At 55.5% G+C, this 15788-nt stretch carries 12 protein-coding genes and 11 pseudogenes; 10 read left to right on the forward strand and 13 right to left on the reverse strand.

From position 1 onward, the window contains the following. Window positions 1–6 precede the first annotated feature (6 nt). The 3 pseudogenes from BA011_RS35285 to BA011_RS35295 all read right to left on the reverse strand — a co-directional run. A pseudogene (locus BA011_RS35285) lies at window positions 7–570 on the reverse strand (IS6 family transposase); the annotation flags it as partial. Window positions 571–623: 53 nt separating this feature from the next. Next, window positions 624–1374, reverse strand: a pseudogene (locus BA011_RS35290) (IS6 family transposase). 4 nt (window positions 1375–1378) lie between these two features. After that, window positions 1379–1603 (reverse strand): annotated as a pseudogene (locus tag BA011_RS35295) (IS6 family transposase); the annotation flags it as partial. A 202-nt stretch (window positions 1604–1805) separates the two neighbouring features. On the opposite strand from BA011_RS35295, the gene BA011_RS35300 reads away from it, so the two are divergent. Both BA011_RS35300 and BA011_RS35305 read left to right on the forward strand, forming a co-directional pair. Further along, entirely contained in the window at window positions 1806–2414 is a 609-nt protein-coding gene (locus BA011_RS35300; protein ID WP_028744370.1) for an outer membrane protein, read from the forward strand. Between the two features lie 207 nt (window positions 2415–2621). Then, window positions 2622–3318, forward strand: a pseudogene (locus tag BA011_RS35305) (IS6 family transposase). On the opposite strand, the gene BA011_RS45660 reads toward BA011_RS35305, so the two are convergent. The 7 genes and pseudogenes from BA011_RS45660 to BA011_RS43295 form a co-directional block, all read right to left on the reverse strand. Beyond that, window positions 3226–3612, reverse strand: a complete 387-nt coding sequence (locus tag BA011_RS45660) for an HpcH/HpaI aldolase/citrate lyase family protein (protein ID WP_237352849.1) — start codon at window positions 3610–3612, stop codon at window positions 3226–3228. The pseudogene BA011_RS35305 and the gene BA011_RS45660 overlap by 93 nt on opposite strands. Beyond that, window positions 3612–4757 (reverse strand): cysteine protease StiP domain-containing protein, encoded by a 1146-nt coding sequence (locus tag BA011_RS35310; RefSeq protein ID WP_237352850.1) that lies wholly within the window; start codon window positions 4755–4757, stop codon window positions 3612–3614. The genes BA011_RS45660 and BA011_RS35310 overlap by 1 nt, the downstream gene beginning before the upstream one ends. 119 nt (window positions 4758–4876) lie before the next feature. After that, window positions 4877–5032 (reverse strand): annotated as a pseudogene (locus BA011_RS45665) (IS5/IS1182 family transposase); the annotation flags it as partial. Between the two features lie 52 nt (window positions 5033–5084). After that, window positions 5085–5781, reverse strand: a pseudogene (locus tag BA011_RS35320) (IS6 family transposase). A 289-nt stretch (window positions 5782–6070) separates the two neighbouring features. Then, window positions 6071–6913 carry a phosphoribosyltransferase family protein gene (locus BA011_RS35325; RefSeq protein WP_072641631.1) on the reverse strand — a complete coding sequence of 281 codons (843 nt, stop codon included), beginning with the start codon at window positions 6911–6913 and terminating at the stop codon, window positions 6071–6073. 374 nt (window positions 6914–7287) lie between these two features. Then, window positions 7288–7661, reverse strand: a pseudogene (locus tag BA011_RS43290) (DDE-type integrase/transposase/recombinase); the annotation flags it as partial. A 22-nt stretch (window positions 7662–7683) separates the two neighbouring features. After that, a pseudogene (locus BA011_RS43295) lies at window positions 7684–7824 on the reverse strand (tyrosine-type recombinase/integrase); the annotation flags it as partial. Between the two features lie 92 nt (window positions 7825–7916). Between BA011_RS43295 and BA011_RS43300 the strand changes: the two are divergent. Both BA011_RS43300 and BA011_RS35335 read left to right on the forward strand, forming a co-directional pair. Beyond that, window positions 7917–8045, forward strand: a pseudogene (locus BA011_RS43300) (IS6 family transposase); the annotation flags it as partial. A gap of 5 nt (window positions 8046–8050) precedes the next feature. Further along, window positions 8051–8799 (forward strand): annotated as a pseudogene (locus tag BA011_RS35335) (IS6 family transposase). A gap of 173 nt (window positions 8800–8972) precedes the next feature. Here BA011_RS35335 and BA011_RS35340 read toward each other — a convergent pair. The 3 genes from BA011_RS35340 to BA011_RS35350 are packed head-to-tail and all read right to left on the reverse strand — an operon-like array spanning window position 8973 to window position 10775. Continuing rightward, window positions 8973–9374, reverse strand: coding sequence for a DUF6527 family protein (locus BA011_RS35340; RefSeq protein ID WP_065284265.1), 402 nt, complete (start codon window positions 9372–9374; stop codon window positions 8973–8975). Then, complete coding sequence (locus BA011_RS35345; RefSeq protein WP_065284266.1) at window positions 9371–10543, reverse strand: ThiF family adenylyltransferase; 1173 nt, start codon at window positions 10541–10543, stop codon at window positions 9371–9373. The genes BA011_RS35340 and BA011_RS35345 overlap by 4 nt, the downstream gene beginning before the upstream one ends. Then, window positions 10518–10775: a multiubiquitin domain-containing protein gene (locus tag BA011_RS35350; RefSeq protein WP_065284267.1), complete on the reverse strand. Its 258-nt coding sequence runs from the start codon at window positions 10773–10775 to the stop codon at window positions 10518–10520. Before BA011_RS35350 ends, BA011_RS35345 begins: the two co-directional genes overlap by 26 nt. Window positions 10776–11158: 383 nt before the next feature. On the opposite strand from BA011_RS35350, the gene BA011_RS35360 reads away from it, so the two are divergent. The 6 genes and pseudogenes from BA011_RS35360 to BA011_RS35375 all read left to right on the forward strand — a co-directional run bounded on the left by BA011_RS35360 (window position 11159) and on the right by BA011_RS35375 (window position 15761). Next, a complete protein-coding gene (locus BA011_RS35360) occupies window positions 11159–11455 on the forward strand; it encodes a helix-turn-helix domain-containing protein (RefSeq protein WP_237352851.1) in 297 nt (98 codons plus the stop codon). Continuing rightward, entirely contained in the window at window positions 11448–12338 is an 891-nt protein-coding gene (locus BA011_RS35365) for an ImmA/IrrE family metallo-endopeptidase (RefSeq protein WP_065284270.1), read from the forward strand. Before BA011_RS35360 ends, BA011_RS35365 begins: the two co-directional genes overlap by 8 nt. Before the next feature lie 497 nt (window positions 12339–12835). Further along, a pseudogene (locus tag BA011_RS45670) lies at window positions 12836–13018 on the forward strand (AAA family ATPase); the annotation flags it as partial. A 93-nt stretch (window positions 13019–13111) separates the two neighbouring features. After that, the gene (locus BA011_RS35370; RefSeq protein ID WP_237352859.1) at window positions 13112–14506 is read left to right on the forward strand and encodes an ATP-dependent nuclease; all 1395 of its coding nucleotides are present in this window, start codon (window positions 13112–13114) and stop codon (window positions 14504–14506) included. Next, entirely contained in the window at window positions 14470–14637 is a 168-nt protein-coding gene (locus tag BA011_RS45675) for a hypothetical protein (RefSeq protein ID WP_237352852.1), read from the forward strand. The genes BA011_RS35370 and BA011_RS45675 overlap by 37 nt, the downstream gene beginning before the upstream one ends. Then, entirely contained in the window at window positions 14634–15761 is a 1128-nt protein-coding gene (locus tag BA011_RS35375) for a UvrD-helicase domain-containing protein (RefSeq protein WP_065284271.1), read from the forward strand. Before BA011_RS45675 ends, BA011_RS35375 begins: the two co-directional genes overlap by 4 nt. Window positions 15762–15788 lie beyond the last annotated feature (27 nt).

Genomic DNA, 15788 nt, shown 5'->3' on the forward strand with positions numbered 1-15788 from the left:
ACACAGTTATGCAGCGAGTGCGGCGAATTGCTGAAATGCCGATTGGCCACTGGTTGAAAATTGGCGCTTGCGGATCATGTGAGCCACCTCGATACCATCCAGTGTTGCTGACGCAGACTGAAAGGATTTGAAGCCCTTCATGGGGCGGGTCAGCTTCTTGATAAACCGGTGGTCCTGCTCAATCGTGTTGTTGAGGTATTTGACCTGCAGGATCTCGATCAGCCAGAACCATCCATACAACAACAGCAGCAGCCAGTTGATGTTTTGCAATCCTGCCAGGTTCGCGCCGCTCTTGTCGATCACGACCTTTTCGGGCCAGCCATTGGTCTTAATCGTGCGGGCGAAGAAAGCGCTGGCCGCGGCCTCATCGCGGTGCTCAGACAGCATGAAATCAAGGGTTTTGCCGAATTTGTCGACAGCCCGATAGAAATAGGTCCACTTGCCTTTGACCTGGATAGAGGTCTCGCCCATCCGCCAGGAGCTGCCGGTTGCGGATTTGCGCCGCTGGGCCTGGCAGGCAATCAGGGGCGAATATTTCACGACCCATCTGTTCAGCGTCGCGTGGTCAACGGGCGATGTCACGTTGTTTGATCAAGGTCGGAACAGGGCGCTTGTCTGAGACGTCAGGCGGTTGCGCCGGTCACGGCTTTCCACTGCGCCATTGCGCGGATCCGATGGATGTGGATGGCGAGGGCTGAGTTTTTCGGGTGCGGGGGGACGAAGAGATTTCGGAGTGCCGAAAAGATCGATATGAACCGTTGCAAGCCGCCGACCGATCGAAATCCCTGCATCATCCGCTCCCGTTTTCGAAGCGGCACGTGAGAATTCTCGGCCCGATTGTTCAGGCCCTTGTGCGATCGATGTTCGACGGCGGGCATCACCTCCCGTCTTGCAGCACCATATGAGCGCAATTTGTCGGTGACGATCCGCTTCGGCGTCAGGCCTTGCTTCTTCAGCAGCCTGACCAGCAATCGCCTGGCGGCTTGGGTATCGCGGCGGGCTTGAACGATCTCGTCGAGAACGTAACCGTCCTGGTCAACGGCACGCCAGAGCCAATGTTTGCGGCCGCCGATGGAAATCACCACCTCATCCAGAGGCCAGATATCCTTTCGCGAAGGCCTCTTTCTGCACAACTGCTTGGCATAAGCCGTTCCGAATTTGCGACCCCATCTCCGGATCGTCTCATGGGAGACGACGATACCGCGCTCCAACAGCATCTCCTCGACCATCCTTAGGCTCAAAGGGAACCGAAAATACAGCCAGACCGCACGGGCGATGATCTGCGGTGGAAAGCGGTGGTTCTTGTAGCTTACGGTCGGACTGTTCATCCCAACCCGTTATCCCACAATCGTTAAGCCGCAGACAACGTGACATCGCCATCGCCTTTCATCGGCGCCTTGCGGCGTATGCGGCGCGCATAATCAAGGCCATGCTTTCGGCACCATCGGCGGATGGTCTCGCAGGAAACGACGATCCCGCGATCGAGCAGCATTTCCTCGACATCGCGCAGGCTCAGATGAAAGCGAAAGTAGAGCCAGACAGCACGGGCTACGATTTCGATCGGATAGCGGTGGTTCTTGTCGGTCGGTGCACTCACGGTCATGGGTGCGCTGCTATCTCAATTTCCTTACAGCTCAATCAATGTGACAGTACCCGATGGAATGCAGGGCCGAAGGCCGCCGGCCCTCCGCCGCGCGCAACTTGTACTACCCGTACAATCTCGCGAGTGTGCCCTAGTTGCTACAGCTTTTTGTTGAGCTGGTGATATATCCTTCGGTTGTATTGTTATGCAATGGGGTACAGAAATGAAGTTGACTATCGCCACAACGCTACTCGCACTTGTCGCAACCACCGCCCTTGCCGCCGATGTCGTCCAGGACGCTGCGGTCGCTCCTACTTTTACTTGGTCCGGTCCCTACTTCGGGATCGATGGTGGCGCCGCATGGCTTAACGGTGACTTCAGCGCCGGTGGTGCCAGCGCTTCGGAAGATTTCAACGGCGGCATCTTCGGCGGATTCGCAGGGTACAATTTCCAGTTCGATAACATTGTCGTCGGTATCGAGGGCAACCTGGAATACAACTGGAATGAAGAGGACGCGCTCGGCGCAGACATCGGGACGGATTGGGCCGGCGCTGTTCGTGGTCGTGTCGGCTATGCCTTCGATAAAGCGCTGATTTATGGCGCAGCCGGCTGGACTGCGACGCGCGGTTTCGTCGATGTACCTGGCTTTGACAAGGAAACGGAGACCTTCAACGGCTACACCGTAGGAGCTGGCGTTGACTTTGCCATCACCAACAACATCTTCGCCCGTGGCGAATATCGCTACAATGACTTTGGCAAGAAGGACGTTCTCGGAGTTGATGTCGATCTCGATCAGAACGAACTCAAGTTCGGGATTGGCGTAAAGTTCTAAGAACTGTCGGCTAAACCTGCAGCCCCGCCATCTTGGCGGGGCTAATGATAAGAACCGCCTATATCTCCTCGACCGGTGATGTCAGATGGATAGGTGTCAAAATCGGCATACAGGATGTCGATCGCTGGAAAGGGTATTGTCACGTTAACTGGGCTGCGGTTGCCTGCCTGACGGGTTGGGCGTAGATTTCGGCGATGCAGACGAGACATCAGCTTCAAGCGTCACCGTTTTCCGCCACGGATCGTTTCTCACGCGGTCTGGCTTTATTTGCGGTTCAACCTTAGTCTGCGTGACGTTGAGGAAATGCTGCTCGAGCGTGGAATCGACGTGTCATACGAGACAGTCCGCCGCTGGATCGCCAAGTTCGGACTCCAAATCGCACGCAACTTGCGGCGGCGGCAGGCGCGCCCCGGCGATATTTGGTATCTGGACGAAGTCGTTGTGAAATGCGCTGGAGAGAAATTCTGGCTCTGGCGTGCGGTCGATCAACATGGCACCGCTCTCGAAGAGATATTGCAGAAGCGGCGTGATAAAAGGGCAGCGAAGCGCGTGCTGGTGGCGTTAATGAAGCGCTATGGCTTTGCTCCCAAACGGATCATCACCGATAAGCTCCGCTCCTACGGTGCAGCAAAGGCGGAAGTGGCACCCGGCCTTGACCATTGGTCGCACAAGGGCCTCGATAATCGGGCCGAGAACAGCCATCTGCCGTTTCGAAAACGGGAACGAACCATGCAAGGCCACTGATCACCAGGCACGTTGCAACGGTTCGTCTCCATGCACTCAGCGACCCGCAATTGCTTTTCAGTTCAGTTCAGTTCCGTCCCGTCGCCGCGCCGCGCAAACAATTCGCTACCATCGGCTCGAAGCTTTCGATGCATGGAAAATTGCGGCCTGTGTCGCCTGAATATCCACGAGCCGCTGACCTTTCCAGCCAGAGAAACTTAACGTGACAACACCCCAGCGGGAAACGTGTTTCGGTACTGTCTCGCTTGACCTGTCCTATGCGAATCAACGTTTTCTCGAGAATATCCATGCCCTCAAGCACGTCGTTTTCGAGAAGTGCATCTTCAAGGCAAAGTACCATGGAGCGCAATTTTGGTATCTTTGTCCCGGCGATGTAATCCAGGGCGTCAGGCTTGAGGATCGGCATGTAAAGAGTCGCACCCAATTCACAGGGCGATGTATTCTTGAGAGCCATCATATTACCTGCCGAATGAGCGTCAATGCGCGATAAGGGTGAATCCCCTCGCGGGCGACAGCGTAGGGAATGTTCTTCTCTCGTATGAGATGCATTAAAGCAGAAAGGTCCTTCTCGTTTTCAGAAGACACAAAAACCATCTCAGGGACCCGGCGCAGAATCGCCCGTGTCGCCTCTGCGATGCCCGGCTTGATGCGGTTCATGTTTGTGACGTCATTCCGGGCACGAACAAACTCCACGGCCTGTTTCGCGTTCGTGCTGTGGAAGCTTCGGTCGGCATCAGTCCACACAGATGCGGCGGGGTAGAACGGATCAACGGCTCCGATCTCGAGAGCCGCTTGACAGTATCTCCAGACAGTGTCGACGAACCTCTTCGAAATATCGTGCGGCTCCAGGTGAGCCCACTGCACGCAGGCATGAAAATCTTCTGGCCCAACTACATCAGCGTTCAGGATCGAACGGCTGATAAGTCCTGAAACTGTGCTTCCAAGTATTCCTGAAGGAATGAGCCAATCTTCTCCGGAAGCAGCAAGCCAGGATCGGCCTGCTGGATCGGCAAGCACGATAAGCCGTGGCTTGTCATTCGAATAGGCTTCAAAGCTCTGCTCAAGTTCACTACATATCGCACCCTTTCCTGTCCATCCGTCGACGAAGATCAGGCCCTCGATGGGGCGGCGTTCGAGTATGTACCGCATGGCATTTCGGTCGAGGCCCTTGTCCCGGATGATCGATACGCCGAAGTGGGCGACATCGCGACCAAGTGCCGTGAGTGCCCTTTTGAGAAGTACGCCAAGCGGAACTCCGGCACGCACGAGACTGGCAAGCGTAATAGGACCTTCTACCGCTGCGCTGATTGCTCGCGCCAACGACACGACCTCATTCCCCATCCTCCCCGCACCAGCCGCCATCGCCTCTTCGAAGAGACGCATGTAACCGTCGTCAGGCAAGCGTTCGACTGAAATCATCTCTGAATAGTGGCGGCGACCTGACTGTATGGACGCCTCCTTCACAGAGATGTCAGTCGGGTCCATCACCACTTTTTTGAGAAGAAAGAGAACATCCGTGGCGGCGTAGGTGCCTGGGAACGGCTTGTTGTAAGCGGATATCATGGCAGGGGAGATTCCTTGGTGCGTTTCTGTATCCACGTCAGTTTCCTATCCGACTACGACACGCGGTTTCCTGAGCGCCTCGAGAAGAATTGGACTTATGTAGCACTGTTGCATGGATCAGACTTTGGACGAGGCAACCCTATCCACTGCATTTTTCATGCAATGCGCTCGAACTTGGGCCGGCCAAGTTCTGTCATCCGGTTAAGGACACGGACGCCAATCTTTGCTTCAGTCTTCTGATTGTCAAAATCTCGCGCTTTGAGTTTGGACCCAATCACAGCCTTCCATCGACCCATCTGGGTCTCAGCGCGGTGTTGTCACGTTAAGTTTCTCTGGCTGGAAAGGTCAGCGGCTCGTGGATATTCAGGCGACACAGGCCGCAATTTTCCATGCATCGAAAGCTTCGAGCCGATGGTAGCGAATTGTTTGCGCGGCGCGGCGACGGGACGGAACTGAACTGAACTGAAAAGCAATTGCGGGTCGCTGAGTGCATGGAGACGAACCGTTGCAACGTGCCTGGTGATCAGTGGCCTTGCATGGTTCGTTCCCGTTTTCGAAACGGCAGATGGCTGTTCTCGGCCCGATTATCGAGGCCCTTGTGCGACCAATGGTCAAGGCCGGGTGCCACTTCCGCCTTTGCTGCACCGTAGGAGCGGAGCTTATCGGTGATGATCCGTTTGGGAGCAAAGCCATAGCGCTTCATTAACGCCACCAGCACGCGCTTCGCTGCCCTTTTATCACGCCGCTTCTGCAATATCTCTTCGAGAGCGGTGCCATGTTGATCGACCGCACGCCAGAGCCAGAATTTCTCTCCAGCGCATTTCACAACGACTTCGTCCAGATACCAAATATCGCCGGGGCGCGCCTGCCGCCGCCGCAAGTTGCGTGCGATCTGGAGTCCGAACTTGGCGATCCAGCGGCGGACTGTCTCGTATGACACGTCGATTCCACGCTCGAGCAGCATTTCCTCAACTTCACGCAGACTAAGGTTGAACCGCAAATAAAGCCAGACCGCGTGAGAAACGATCCGTGGCGGAAAACGGTGACGCTTGAAGCTGATGTCTCGTCTGCATCGCCGAAATCTACGCCCAACCCGTCAGGCAGGCAACCGCAGCCCAGTTAACGTGACAATACCCATTCGTTGCCCTTTCTGGAGAGTGATCAATTTTGAGCCCGGCAACATTTTCCTCCGGAGCCGCACAAAGGGCGCCGTAACAAACCTTCTTGCCTTTGTAGTTGGCCGCGGCCATCGCGGTCCAAGCTAGTATTGTGCGCAGCCATAAAACGCGATATGACCAACCAGAAGCCTGGACTATGGCAGTCTCGTGTATTTCGTACTGCTACTCTACTTAGCGCTGGACGCTATTTGCGTTTTCCTTGTAAACAATCACGTTTCGAATTAATGCTATGTTTGTTTCGTACTCTTTTATTTTGTAATATCCTTCATTCAAACAATTGAAATAGAGCGCCATAAGGTATCGGTAGCTTCTGAACATTAGAAAGTCGCGATATAGTTCGCTTGGATCTGCCGAGAGAATATACTTTATTTTGCGAGCGGTCATATGATGATTAGGCTCCACCACGATCCGATTTAGGTCCTTGATTGACTTAACAGCGGCAAAATTTATCTCGGACTCTATGTTAGGACGGTCGCCCGTGTATCGAGCAAAATACAGGAAAAATGTTTTGTTCTTTAATTGTTGCTCGTGCATGAGCTCGACTAACTTGTTTTTGTGAGTGCCAGTGATCTTCACGTCATCGACAAACAGAAGACAACGACCTTCGAAATGTTGCTGGTTGAAGTAAAATCTATCACCAGCGAGCAATAATTTGCGCTCTTCTCCTGACAGATTTCCGAAATCGTTCACATAACTGATCTTTCGCGGAACAGTCGCATATTCGACATGGTTGCCTTTCGCATCAACGATGTGGCTGTTGAGGCGATCTAGCAAATGCATCGTCATTACATTTGCTGCATTCGGAACGAAATTGAAAGGCGACGAAATCATCAGGCAGCGACGGTTCAGTATTGCGGATGCGTTTTTTTCGAAGAACGCGTCCGCAATCTGGTGGCCCATCTCGCGAGCTGCTTCATCGCAACCGAACTTCAGACGCGAGTATTGTTCCGGTCGAAAGGGTGCATCCTCGATCGACTGAAATTCATAAAGCGCAAACTCCTCAAACTGCGTCATAAACAACCTCTTAAATGTCCTCAGGGCGTCCCGGGCCCCTTGACCATGCGCGGATTTCAAAATGTGCCAAAACCGCCTTCCGACGGGTTTATATATGTATCAATCCGTTAGACCGTCATGACGATATAGAATCGTTATTCAGACCAGTCAACAGTCAATAAGCTGCCGCCGCGCCAACAAACTTGCCGGCTCCATCGGAAGGCCTTTCGTGCCTCATTGAATTTTCTCTTAGTGAGGGCGCAGCGAGACAATTTCCTCAGCGATCCGCGGTCCGGCGTGGGCTCGTCTTCGGCCGGGAGGAACGATCCCCCATGTCGGCGGCCGGCGTTGTCACGTTGTTTGAATGTGGCCAGGTGAGGCCGAGCCTGCGCTTTTCAGGCAGGCCGTGCCCTCACGGCTTCCCACGCGGCCATTGCCTGGCGTCGATGGGTTCGAATTTGTGCTGCGGAGCGGTTGGTCTGGGATGGGATGGGACGAAGAGGTTTCGGACGGCGGAGAAGATCGACACGAAATGTTGCAATGAGCCAACCGACCGGAAACCCTGTCGCGTTCGCTCCCGTTTTCTCAACGGCAGGTGAGAACTCTCCGCCCGGTTGTTCAAGCCTTTATGCGAGCGGTGTTCCACGTTCGGCATGACCTGGCGTTTGGCCGCCCCGTAGGAGCGCAATTTGTCGGTGATCATACGCTTTGGCGGCATCCCCTGCTTCTTCAGAAGTCGCGTCAGCAGGCGCTTGGCCGCCTGGGGGTCACCCTTTTGTCGATACCGGCCGCATGACGTTGCGATCCTTTCCGCCCTTGCCATGCTCGACACGGATGATGCCGCGCTCGCCATCAATGTCGCGGACCTTGAGATGGACAGCTTCCGAGGCGCGTAGCCCCGCCGCATAAGCTGTCGTCAGTGCGGTGCGGGTGGTTCTGTCGCAAAACTTTCACCGGGTTTGCAACCAGTATGGTAGGCGTAGATCCGGGTTGAAGATGAGCAGGCAGATTGAGTTTGCCGATGATGGTCGATTTCAAAGGCAGTCATTACCCGAAAGACGTGATTTTATACGCGGTATTTTTCTACGTGAGATATGCGGTCTCCTATCGTGATCTGGAAGAGATTATGGCCGAGCGCGGCGTTAGCGTTGACCGGCGATGTCACGTTGTCTGCGGCTTAACGATTGTGGGATAACGGGTTGGGATGAACAGTCCGACCGTAAGCTACAAGAACCACCGCTTTCCACCGCAGATCATCGCCCGTGCGGTCTGGCTGTATTTTCGGTTCCCTTTGAGCCTAAGGATGGTCGAGGAGATGCTGCTGGAGCGCGGTATCGTCGTCTCCCATGAGACGATCCGGAGATGGGGTCGCAAATTCGGAACGGCTTATGCCAAGCAGTTGTGCAGAAAGAGGCCTTCGCGAAAGGATATCTGGCATCTGGACGAGGTGGTGATTTCCATCGGCGGCCGCAAACATTGGCTCTGGCGTGCCGTTGACCAGGACGGTTACGTTCTCGACGAGATCGTTCAAGCCCGCCGCGATACCCAAGCCGCCAGGCGATTGCTGGTCAGGCTGCTGAAGAAGCAAAGCCTGACGCCGAAGCGGATCGTCACCGACAAATTGCGCTCATATGGTGCTGCAAGACGAGGTGATGCCCGCCGTCGAACATCGATCGCACAAGGGCCTGAACAATCGGGCCGAGAATTCTCACGTGCCGCTTCGAAAACGGGAGCGGATGATGCAGGGATTTCGATCGGTCGGCGGCTTGCAACGGTTCATATCGATCTTTTCGGCACTCCGAAATCTCTTCGTCCCCCCGCACCCGAAAAACTCAGCCCTCGCCATCCACATCCATCGGATCCGCGCAATGGCGCAGTGGAAAGCCGTGACCGGCGCAACCGCCTGATGTCTCAGACAAGCGCCCTGTTCCGACCTTGATCAAACAACGTGACATCGCCGTCCGGTGTCCTAGCGGAACTGGCCGCGAGGATATATCCGCCGCCTCGTGCCAGCTCGTTACGTTAAAGCTCGGACCCGCAGGAAGGAGCATCACAGTGGCCCACTCTCCGCTTCAATGAGTTACCGAAATATACCGCGAAGCCATTTGCCAAGCCGGACCCACCATTTGCGGTCGTGCGCGCGGGCGGCATAATGGATCGCGCGGCGGCGCTGTTCGGCACTACGGCCAGCCTTTATTTGCGCCTCGCTCCATTGTCCTGCCCATAGGGTCTTACCACCTGTGATGACGTAGTGCGAACGGCATGGCAGCTGCCAGTTCCCGATTGAGGGAACGACAGTAGGACCGTGGCCGGTATCATTCACTTGCCACTCCGTGGGACCGAGCGGCGTCGTGACCTTCGTTCCGCAGCCACATGCACAAAGGTGGGCGGCGATGTCAAACTCGGCGGCAACGTAAAGGACGCCGGGCTCGAGTGCCTTGGGAATGTACTGCACGCGATTGAGGCGAAAGGACTCGATCATTGCGGTTCACCATGAATCTTGATGTCGTTCACCTTGAAGAGCATGTGATCGAAGTGGTTCTCGTCCAGATAAAATCCCATGATTTGCTTATACCGAATTACAGCAAGGCAGGCATTAAGGGCATTCAGCTCGGCAATTTGCACCGTGACGCGATACTCATCGTCGGGGCGATCGGAAAGCTCGGCCAAGTTTCGATCTCGCATCTCTTGGGCCCGGTTCGGCTCATAGTACGTGGCGCGCAACGTGCCGTTGATCGCGTGCTGCTTTCGATTGAGGCCCATGCCGACGTCAACGAACGGGATTTGCAACTTCGTCAGCAGATCGAAAATCCCACGCCGCGAGCTGCCCTTGTCAACGCAAACAAATGCAAATGTGACGTCCTTCAAGTCCTCTATACAGGACTCGTCTATGAATTTTGGCAAGAGCGTGAGGCCATGCCGGAAGTTCTCGTAGCGGCCCTGGTACACCTCTGCCTTTGCACGATCGAGTTCGCCTTCATCTGAAAGCTTTCCCGGTGATCGAAAAGCGTTGTGAACGTGATAGGGATCGCGGTCGAACCCGATAATGCGTGCGACCGGCGTCTTGACCATGTAATCAAGGACGTACGAGCCGGTGCCGCCGAGGCCGATGATGGCGATGACCTCATCTTTGAAGACCTGCACAAGATCGCCGATCTCTGCGCGGCTGGTCAGCGTATCGGCGAACTTGAAGATGGATTCTTCGTCTTCCGATTTCACCTTCCGGAAGGTGAGAGGATTCGCGCCGTAGCGTTCCATTGCGGGACCACTGAGAATTGCCACGTAACGATCGATCTTCGCGACATGATCAACATAGCCACCCGTCGGCTTGTTAGACATCGACCGCTGAACAACGACATCAGGGCTTTTGAGCGGAAGGGTGTGCTGTCCCCCGCCAAGGTTAGGGATGGGTTGGCCATCGAGACCATGAGGGTGCGAGCCCGCGAAATAGATCTGATGGTCCTCCATGATAAAGCGCTTGCTGTCCGCCGAAGTCAGCTTGCACACGATCGCGCCCCAGCAGAGCGCACCTTTCTCGTCAAGATAGGGGATGTCCCGGATGACGAGGTGGCCGCTATCAAGCGCGATCGCATAGCCCTTGAGGAGGAGCTGCTCGATGTCCTTGTTATGACTGACCAGTTCTTGAAACATTGAACACCATGCCCTCTTTCACCTTTACGGAGCCGCCCGGAGAGAGGGTTCCCTCATTGTTGCCGTGACCGCGCTTGTAGGTTACCGAGTAGGTCGTTTCCGGATGCTGCGGATATTCGGGGTCCGCCAGCGTGACGATTTCCACGTAGGTGATGTCGTCCTTTTCAACCTCATGCGGGGTCCCATCAATGATGATAGTGACCTTCTTCTTCTCTTTGTCGTCGTGCGCCATTTGCTGCTCCTATTTCTTTGTGAAGAGCGGCAGGCCCGAAAGCCTGCCGCCGTGGATCATTTCCTGCCCGGACGCTGGGTGAGCGCCGAACCTGCCGCCGTCTTCGCCGCCTTGCTCGCCTTCGGGTCCCGCAGGACCTTTGATGCCGCTGAAGCCGCCCTCTTGCTGGTCACTTCCGATTTCGCCAAACCATTCACCTCCTTCCCGGGATTCTTGACTACAGTATCCTGTCTGTAGTACAGTTTCCTACGAACTCGTAGGACGTCTTGGCCTGAAAAAACCACCGAGTGGTGGATGCCAATTTCCTACGTATACGTAGGACTAACATAACTGGAAACGTCGTGTCAAATAATTCGGAGAATGAGCTGGAATTCGGGGATCGGTTGCTGGCCGCCCGCGAGGCAAGGGGACTGAACCAGACGGAACTCGCAAAGGCATCGGGACTTCAGCCCGCGGCTATCGGGCACTTTGAAAAGAATAGGCGCAAGCCATCCTTCGCGAATGTTCGCGCACTGGCAAAGGCCCTAGAGGTATCGGGTGACTACCTCCTGGGGCGTTCGCCCAGCATGAAGGGGGCGACGACCGCGTTTCGCGGTGAGGAAAATCTGTCGGCGGGCGATCGCGAACATATTCAGATGATGATCGACCTCATCAACAAAAAGAAGGGCGGCGATGGCTAAGTTTCAACTGATCAAGTCGCGCCAGCACGGCGAGCGCGTTGCGGAAGAAAAAGGCTTTACCACGTTTCCCGTCGATCCCTTCGCGATTGCCGAGTCCGAAGGTATCATGCTCGTGGCCAAGCCGCCGGAAATCAAAGGCGTCAGCGGCGGCATCATCTTCGATGAAGAAGTGCCCTCCATCTTTTACGCCACAGACATCGAGAACGAGGGCTTCCAGCGATTTACCGTCGCTCATGAGCTCGGCCACTATTTTCTCGAAGGGCATCCTGAAGAGATTCTGAAGTCTAGCAAGATGCATATCTCAAGAGCTGGCTTTCGCCAGGGCCATAGCTCGATCGAACTCGAGGCGGACCATTTTGCCTCTGGTCTCTTGATGCCAACCCTTCTGGTGAAGAAAGAGCTGACACAGGGCTTCATTGGACTTGCCGGTATTGAACAGCTAGCCAATCGATCGCAATGCTCCCTGACCGCCGCGGCGATCCGCGCCGCCGAGTGCAGCCCCTATCCGATGGCTATCGTCGTAAGTCAAGGAGCGGATATTTGTTATTGCTTCATGTCCGAAGGCTTCAAAGAGCTCGGCAAAACACTTACGTTCCTCCGCAAGGGCTCGCCCTTACCTCTCAGCGCAACGCGGGACTTCAACAGCGATCCGGACAACGTCCGTTACGGCAAGCGGCAAATCATCGAGACTACACTTGCCGACTGGTTTGATGGCTCCGGGCAGATTCACCTCGACGAGGAGATTGTCGGACTTGGTTCATTCGGTCACACGCTGACCGTGTTTTCAAGCGATGCCTTGGCCGAAGATCCTGATCCCGAGGACGCGGATGAAGAGGCTAATCTGATCGAGAGTTACACCGCGAAATTCGCTTATGGTCGCTAGCGTTAGTAGGTCACGGGCCACGACGTAATCGAACTGTGCAATGCCAACAAACATCGACTTGTCGTCCCTACCCGATCTGCGACGTTGCCGACATCTGCTGACCGACTGCTTTTGGGAGTTTGGGGGGAGCCCCGGCAACGACCGACATGAAGACCCGAAGCCGCCGTTGAGCGCTGACCGCATTTTCGCAAGGAGCCCTGTGCCGGACCGGCTTCTTCGCCTTGATGTGAATCGAACCGAGATCCAGTGGTGTCAGTTCTTAAAATACTGAAATATACAAACTTTTCGCTTCACGGTGCCCGCCGGTTTACCGATTTCCTTCTTCCAACAACCAGGGCCGCTTAGGTGGCGCTTGAGAGGAAGCGGCGGCAGCGGAGCCAACTCGAGGTTGGCCGCTCCATATATTTTTTTAGCAAGCGAGACGCAACCGATGATGAATACAACCACCGAATCAGCGATAGTAGTAGTTGTATATTATTTTGAGCCGTAGGTGCCGAATGCATTTGAGCCGTATTGTTATCAAGGGATACAGATCCCTTTCCTCCGTCGACGTCAGTATAAAGGACAAAGCGACCTGCATCATCGGTGAAAACAATACGGGTAAGTCTTGCTTCATCCAGGCGCTTCGCCTCTGTCTCGACGTCGACTTTTCATCTGCATTCCGCGCGTTGCAGAAAGACGATGTCCATAGCGGCATCGATCAAAGCCGGCCTTTTCAAGTTTTGGTGGGCGTGGAGTTCACGGGCTATGAGGCGAGCGATAACGAGGTCGCGATGCTTCATGGGACCCAGCTTGGAGACGGTCGAGCCCGAATATTCTATAGGTTTCGTCCCAAAAATCTCGTCCGCGGTGAGCTGGCATCCGGCGGTCGAACCGCTGACAGTCTCACGCTGGAAGATTTCGGATGGGAGCTTTATGGCGGCGGCGATCCCAACATCGACCTTGCCGACTTCGAATGGGACACTGATAATGACGAAATTGGAGCGCGCTCTGTCGGCTTGCAATATCTTCAGGCCTACAGGGTGGTGTTCCTCCATGCGCTCCGCGATGTCGAAGGTGATCTCGCCGATATGCGGCGGTCGCCGCTCATTCGCCTGATCGAGGCGACCAAAATCGGAGCAGGTGAGCAGGCGGCATTGATCGCCGCCGTAAAGGCCGCAAACGACGCGATCGAAAAGTCACCGGCGATCGAATCCGTTGCGGATGCCATTGATAGAGCGTTAAAGGACGTGACGGGCGACGCCTTTGCGCTCGATGTCGACATCGGGCTGAGTTCGCCCACCTTCCAGTCGATCCTGCGAAACATCCGGATTCTCTTGAGCGGTCCATCCCTGAAAGCATTTGAGCCGAGACGCAACGGTCTTGGCATGAACAATCTGCTCTACATTGCGATCTTGATCGAGCAGTTTCGCAAGCGCGCGGCAGAAGGCAAGGCGGCGGGCGAACTGATCCTGATCGAGGAGCCCGAGGCGCATCTGCATCCGCAGTTGCAGAGCGTCTTGCTGGATGCATTGCGGGAGTTGCCGTTCCAGTCGATTGTAACCACCCATAGTACGCAGGTGACGGCCAAGGCGCCGTTGTCATCGTATGTGACGATGACCAATACGGGCGGCAACGCGCCTTACGTCTCGACCATAGCTTCGAACACCGCCCTGACGCCGCACGACATTGCCGATCTTGAACGCTATCTAGACGCAACAAAATCGAACCTGCTTTTCGCCCGCAGAGTAATGCTGGTCGAGGGCGCGGCGGAGGCATTTCTGCTTCCCGGCCTGATCAGATCGGCCATGGGCATTGATGTCGAACGAGCCGGAATCTCGATCGTGCCCATACACGGCGTCCATTTCGGAGCCTATGCGCGGCTGTTTTCCGCGATCGGCCTGCCTAAACGTAGCGCGATCGTGGCTGACGCAGATCAGGAACCGTCGGACGCCAAGCCGACGGACGATGAAGATCAGGATGAAATCGATGTGCCGGAAAAGGAAGTCCTGACCGCCTTGGAAGGGGATTATGTAAAGGTCTTCCTTGGAGCAACGACATTCGAACGGGAGATCACCCTTCCTGAGAATCTCGCCATGCTGCAGAAGCGGCAGCGCGCATTGGCGCGCCCCGGATCTCGAAAAAGCTGGAGATGGCCGATCTCTTCAGTTCGGTTGACGAAGGCTTGAAGAAGAGCGTTCTCAACACGGCCAAGCGGTTCGGCAAGGCGCGCTTTGCGCAACTCGCTGCCGAGAACATTCCGGAAAAAGCCGCCATCCCCGATTATATTCGCAACGCCGTGGACTGGCTGCTCGAATGAAGCTGACACCGCAACAACAGCTCGCTCTCGATCATCCTGGCAATCTGCTTTTGAAGGCGTGCCCAGGAAGCGGCAAGACGCGGACGATTGTCGCGAGGCTCGTCAAGGAGGTGGAGGAGGTCCGGGGGACGCCCTTTGCTGTCGCATGCATCACCTACACCAATGCCGCGGTCAATGAAATTGACGCCCGAGTCGCTGCTCATCTCATGCCGGATGACCAGACAAACTACGTCGTCTCGACGATCCATTCGTTCTGTCTCCATCATATCTTGCGGCCATTCGCGAGTCGGGTCGCAGGTTTTTCCGGCACGATGAAGGTGCTAACCTCGGAGAGGGCGGAGTTCGTCGAAATCGCCGATCTCGCCGCGGAAATGGTCGGGCGATATGATCTTCGCTTTGAAGACTATTTGCGTTTTGGTGGAATCGGCCTCGACGCCAGCGGTGCGTATATCGGTTCTGCCCTTGAGGATGACATGATCGCTCTCGCCGCGCCGCACTTCATGCGGCTGGCAGCCGGCCGCGGTTTTATCGACTTCGCCAGCATCCTCTATCATTCCTATTGCCTGCTCCGGGACGATCGAGAGGTGTCCCGATCTGTCGCGACGAAGTTTCGTTCGTTTTTGATCGACGAGTTTCAAGATACGACTGAAATCCAGGTCGAGATCCTTCGACTTCTCCATGAGGAGAAGCGCTCGAAGTTCTTCCTCGTCGGCGATCCCGCTCAGTCGATCTTCGGATTTGCAGGTGCGCGACCTGAACTCATCGACCCCTTCGCTGACGAGATCGGCGCCAAGCGGGACCTGTCCCTTTCATGGAATTTTCGATCCAGTCCGGCAGTCGTCGAACATGCTGAGCGCCTTTTTCCTCGCAATCCGGCAATGACAAGCGAGGGCAGAGCGAAGGATTGCCCAGAGCCGGTCCACCTTGTTTCGACGGGGAACGTCTTCGATGCTATAATGGACGAGTTCCTGCCGGCAATCGAGCGCATGAAGTTACCATTGGGCCGGTCAACAATCCTGGCAAAGAGCTGGAATGCGCTCTATCCCATTTCTCGTGCTCTTCGGGACTATGGGATCCGTGTGGTTGGCCCGGGTGCAAGGCGCGTTGGTGCACGGATCGTTTAGCGGTCGTGGTGTAGGCGATCGGCAACC

Source organism: Rhizobium leguminosarum (genome assembly GCF_001679785.1).
Classification (GTDB): domain Bacteria; phylum Pseudomonadota; class Alphaproteobacteria; order Rhizobiales; family Rhizobiaceae; genus Rhizobium; species Rhizobium leguminosarum_R.